Raw genomic sequence first — 4,675 nt, forward strand, 5'->3', positions numbered from 1 at the left:
CCCACAAACGCTCCGCGTTTTGGTTCTGCCGATTCAGCCGCCTAAGTCTCCCGCCGCCATGATAGCCCGGACCGTTGTACATAATGCAATCCCATCGCTAAAACAGCACATTTATTTTTCCCAAACGCTCCATCCACAGCTGAAAAATAAAAGAGCTTTTTTTTCCACCGCTCTATTGGAAATTTTAAAAATAATATATAAATTTGTCAAAAAATGACAAGTCTTATGAATACCACATTTGGCGAATACATCCGACTTTTACGAACTGAAAAACAGTTGACTTTAACCCAACTTGCGGCCAAACTCGACTTGGACAGCGCGAATTTGAGTAAAATCGAAAACGGAAAACGAGATTTCGATGAAAAACGACTCCCTAAACTTGCCAAAATCTTTGGTCTTAAATTGAAGGAATTGCGAAACGAATACGTAACTGACCAAATTGCAAAACAGATTTACGAAACAAATTGCACAAAGCAACTTTTGCAGGTCGCAGAGGAAAAAGCAGAATACAGACGAACACTAAACAAAACACTTCAAACACAATAAATTTATGAATGTAGTATCATTTTTTGCTGGAGCAGGCGGACTGGATTTAGGATTTCAAAAAGGAGGATTCAATGTTGTTTGGGCAAATGAATATGACAAAGATATTTGGGAAACCTACGAGAAAAATCATCCACACACAATACTCGATAGAAGAAGTATTGTAAATATCAAATCGGATGAAGTTCCTGAATGTGATGGAATAATTGGTGGTCCACCTTGCCAGAGTTGGAGTGAAGCAGGTTCGTTACGTGGAATTAACGACAAACGTGGACAACTTTTCTATGACTTCATCAGAATTTTAGAGGCAAAACAACCTAAATTCTTTCTTGCTGAAAACGTAAGTGGAATGCTTTTGGAAAGGCACAGCGAAGCGTTGAAGAACATCAAAGAATTATTCAAAAATGCTGGAATTGGCTACGAGTTATCTTTTAAACTCTTAAACGCATCTGATTTCGATGTTCCTCAGGACAGAAAACGAGTCTTCTTTGTTGGAATACGCAAAGACCTCAATTTCAAATTTGAGTTTCCACAACCACTAAAACAAAAAGTTACTCTTGAAGAAAAAATATCTGATTTAAAGACCAATGTTGTACCTGCAAAAGAAGGAAACAAGACTAATAAGGAAAATTGCGAAGTGCCCAATCACGAGTATATGATTGGAGGATTTTCTTCAATGTTTATGTCAAGAAACAGAGTGCGTAGCTGGGATGAACAATCATTTACAATCCAAGCTGGTGGGAGACACGCACCAATCCATCCACAAGCACCAAAAATGAAGTTTATCGAACAGAACAAAAGAATATTCGTGCCAGGTAAAGAGGATTTGTATCGTAGATTGAGCGTTAGAGAATGTGCAAGAATTCAAACATTCCCTGATGATTTCACTTTCTATTACAATCACATCTCAGCTGGCTACAAAATGATAGGAAATGCTGTTCCAGTAAATCTTGCCAAACATTTAGCAGTAAGTATCAAAAACCAAATTGAGCATGCTGAAAAGAAATCAGCTAAATCGAAAAAAGTAAATTTAGAATTAGAAAACACATTATCATAAATGGCAAAGCAGACAATTAATGGAAAAGCATTTGAATATGCTTTGCTTCTTGAATTTTATGAAAGATTAAAGCTTGTAACAAAAGTTTCGATATCAGAGAATGAACCGTATCAAACAGCTAAAAAGTGTTTCGATAACTTTAAGGAAAATCAACAGGAAACGTTTCGTATTACAGCGAGTACAGCAATCAACTTTTTAATAGATATCGAACCTCGATTATCAAATGGGATAAACGAAGAAGATACTTTAGTACTCGAAATTGTAAGCGACCAAGCTGGTCAATCTGGAGATGTTAGAGATGTGCTGACAATTAGAGCATTGCAGAAATGGCAAATAGGTATTTCTGCAAAGAATAATCACCGAGCAGTTAAACATTCTCGATTGTCTCAACGAATTGACTTCGGCGAGAAATGGCTTGGTGTTCCTTGTTCACAAAACTACTTTGATGAAATAAAACCGATTTTTGATATGCTCACAGATTTGAGAGCAAAAGACAAGTCCACGAAATGGACATCGATAGACAATATGCATCAAGAGGTTTATATTCCAATTCTCAACGCATTTAGAAAAGAGCTATTGAGATTGGATAAGGAAAACCCAAATGTAGTAGCTGAAAATTTAGTTCAATATTTAATTGGTAATGAAGATTTCTATAAAGTCATAAAGGGTAAAAAGAAAGTGGAAATACAAGCATATAATTTACACGGTACTTTGAATTTGCCGTTTGAGAAGACTAAACCCAAAGCGAAAATACCGAGACTTAAATTGCCTTCACGACTGATAGAAATTGTTTACCAGGACAGTTCTACGACAACTTTGCTTGTATCCTTGAACGAAGGTTGGCAAATTTCATTCAGAATTCACAATGCAAGTTCGAGAGTAGAACCATCATTGAAATTCGATATTAATTTAGTGAGTGCGCCACACACATTATTTACTAATCATTTATTCGTGAGTGGATAGCCTAAGCTAAGAGCCATACACATTTACAGTTGCAACAGCCAGCGCAACACCAAAACTGTAAAAGAGTATGTCTCTGCCAACGCCCCAAATTGAACTCAAAAGCACTATGTACAACAACGGCTATCATGCATCGGGTCATTATCTTAACCGAAAACACTATCTTTAAAAATAAACTAAAAAGGTCATCGGAATATCTTGAACATATTCGGCGGCTCCCAAGGTTCTGCTGAATCGCACGCGGTTAACACCGCTTCCCACAAACGCTCCGCGTTTTGGTTCTGCCGATTCAGCCGCCTAAGCTACCGCCGCATGATAGCCCGGACCGTTACCTGCAAGCCGATTAGCACCGTAAATGAAAAAAATAATCTACATATTAATCATCGGACTCTCATTTTTTGGATGTAAAGAAAAAACTTCTGAAAAACAGCTTAGTCAAGAGAAAGTAGTATTCAATCAAAATTTGGCTGATGAACTTAGAAGAATGGCTGAAATTGATCAAATAGCTGCTTACACTCCACAAGGAGATTATAAAAAAATGACTAAAGAGAAATGGAATTCTTTTAAAGACAGCGTTTTTAAAACTCACCAAAAACGATTAAAACAAATCTTCGATAAATATGGATTTGTAGGATTTGATTTAGCTGGAGAAGAAGGTTCAATGAACTTTTGGTTAATGGTTCAACATTCTGATCATAAACCTAATTTTCAAAAACAGGTATTAGAAAAAATGAAAATTGAAGTGGAAAGCAATAATGCCTCACCAAGTAATTATGGATTGTTGGTTGATCGAGTAAACCTTAACACTGGTGATAAACAAGTCTATGGAACGCAAGTGACATATAATATGGAAACAGGTCAAGCTTACCCAAAACCTCTAAAAGACAGTTTAACAGTTAATGAAAGAAGAAATTCAATTGGACTTGAACCAATAGAAGAGTATCTCAATACAATGACTAAAATGCACTATGAAATGAATAAAGAGATTTATTTAGAAAAAGGTATAAAAGAACCAAAACTATATAAAATTGATTAATGGCCAGCAGGTAACAACGGCTATCATGCATCGGGTCATTTTCTAAACCGAAAACACTATCTTTAAAACAAACTAAAAAGGTCATCGGAATATCTTGAACATATTCGACGGCTCTCAAGGCTCAGCTGAATCGCACGCAGCTAACGCTGCTTCCCACAAACGCTTCGCGTTTTGGTTCTGCCGATTCAGCCGCCCAAGCTCCCGCCGACATGATAGCCCGGACCGTTGTGGTGCATTTAAAACAGACAAATGACAGATAAAATCGAAATCCAATTAAGTAAGACTAAAATTCTTCTGCTTTTAATCGGTGCGACTGTTTTTGTTGTTCTTGGAACTCTTTTCATAATGAATCCAGAACAGTTTAAAAGTCCGATATTTCGAAATCCCGAGACGATTAGAATTGCAGGAATCGCAGCAGTTGCATTTTTCGGACTTTGCCTTGTTTTTATCGCAAAAAAACTATTCGACAACAAAGTTGGATTGACAATTGACCAAAACGGAATAACAGACAATTCTAATGCAACAAGTGTTGGACTTATAGAATGGGATGATATAACTGATATTGGAACCGTTCAGGTTGCTTCAACAAAAATTTTAATGCTTGAGACTGACAAACCTGAGAAATACATTGAACGTGCAAGAAACGGGATTTCCAAAAGGGCGATGAAAGCAAATTATAAAATGTATGGCTCGCCATTATCAATAATTTCAAACTCTCTGAAAATAAAATATGACGAATTAGAAAGGATGATTAGAGAAGAATTTGAAAAAAGGAAAAAATAAAAAACGACACCACAACATCGGCTATCATGCATCGGGTCATTTTCTTAGCCGAAAACACTATCTTTAAAACAAACTAAAAAGGTCATCGGAACATTATGAACATATTCGGCGGCTCCCAAGTCTAGCTGAATCGCACGCGGTTAACACCGCTTCCCACAAACGCTGCGCGTTTTGGTTCTGCCATTCAGCCGCCTAAGCCTCCCGCCGACATGATAGCCTGGACCGTTGGCAGTAATTAATACTGAATGGATAAAAAAAAGGAAATCTTAATAGCCATAAATCGTACAGATTCACTA

6 protein-coding genes are annotated in these 4,675 nt (G+C 37.0%); all 6 read left to right on the top strand.

Annotated features, from left to right (window positions below; all coding sequences use genetic code 11):
- Positions 1-217 (top strand): hypothetical protein (locus PO830_RS14665; protein WP_272854325.1); only part of this gene is annotated, 217 nt, incomplete at its 5' end.
- A gap of 8 nt (positions 218-225) precedes the next feature.
- Positions 226-546 carry a helix-turn-helix domain-containing protein gene (locus PO830_RS14670; RefSeq protein WP_272854326.1) on the top strand — a complete coding sequence of 107 codons (321 nt, stop codon included), beginning with the start codon at positions 226-228 and terminating at the stop codon, positions 544-546.
- Between the two features lie 4 nt (positions 547-550).
- Positions 551-1,600 (top strand): DNA cytosine methyltransferase, encoded by a 1,050-nt coding sequence (locus tag PO830_RS14675; protein ID WP_272854327.1) that lies wholly within the window; start codon positions 551-553, stop codon positions 1,598-1,600.
- Entirely contained in the window at positions 1,601-2,563 is a 963-nt protein-coding gene (locus PO830_RS14680; protein WP_272854328.1) for a HaeIII family restriction endonuclease, read from the top strand.
- Positions 2,564-2,915: 352 nt separating this feature from the next.
- A complete protein-coding gene (locus PO830_RS14685) occupies positions 2,916-3,596 on the top strand; it encodes a DUF6624 domain-containing protein (RefSeq protein ID WP_272854329.1) in 681 nt (226 codons plus the stop codon).
- A gap of 249 nt (positions 3,597-3,845) precedes the next feature.
- A complete protein-coding gene (locus tag PO830_RS14690) occupies positions 3,846-4,379 on the top strand; it encodes an STM3941 family protein (RefSeq protein WP_272854330.1) in 534 nt (177 codons plus the stop codon).
- Positions 4,380-4,675: the final 296 nt, after the last annotated feature.

Source organism: Altibacter sp. HG106, from assembly GCF_028561755.1.
Classification (GTDB): domain Bacteria; phylum Bacteroidota; class Bacteroidia; order Flavobacteriales; family Flavobacteriaceae; genus DFVG01.

Bases quoted from the DNA above. Each gene is read 5' to 3' on its own strand.
- PO830_RS14680 (WP_272854328.1), top strand. From the start codon at position 1,601: ATGGCAAAGCAGACAATTAATGGAAAAGCATTTGAATATGCTTTGCTT.
- PO830_RS14685 (WP_272854329.1), top strand. From the start codon at position 2,916: ATGAAAAAAATAATCTACATATTAATCATCGGACTCTCATTTTTTGGA.
- PO830_RS14690 (WP_272854330.1), top strand. From the start codon at position 3,846: ATGACAGATAAAATCGAAATCCAATTAAGTAAGACTAAAATTCTTCTG.
- PO830_RS14675 (WP_272854327.1), top strand. From the start codon at position 551: ATGAATGTAGTATCATTTTTTGCTGGAGCAGGCGGACTGGATTTAGGA.
- PO830_RS14670 (WP_272854326.1), top strand. From the start codon at position 226: ATGAATACCACATTTGGCGAATACATCCGACTTTTACGAACTGAAAAA.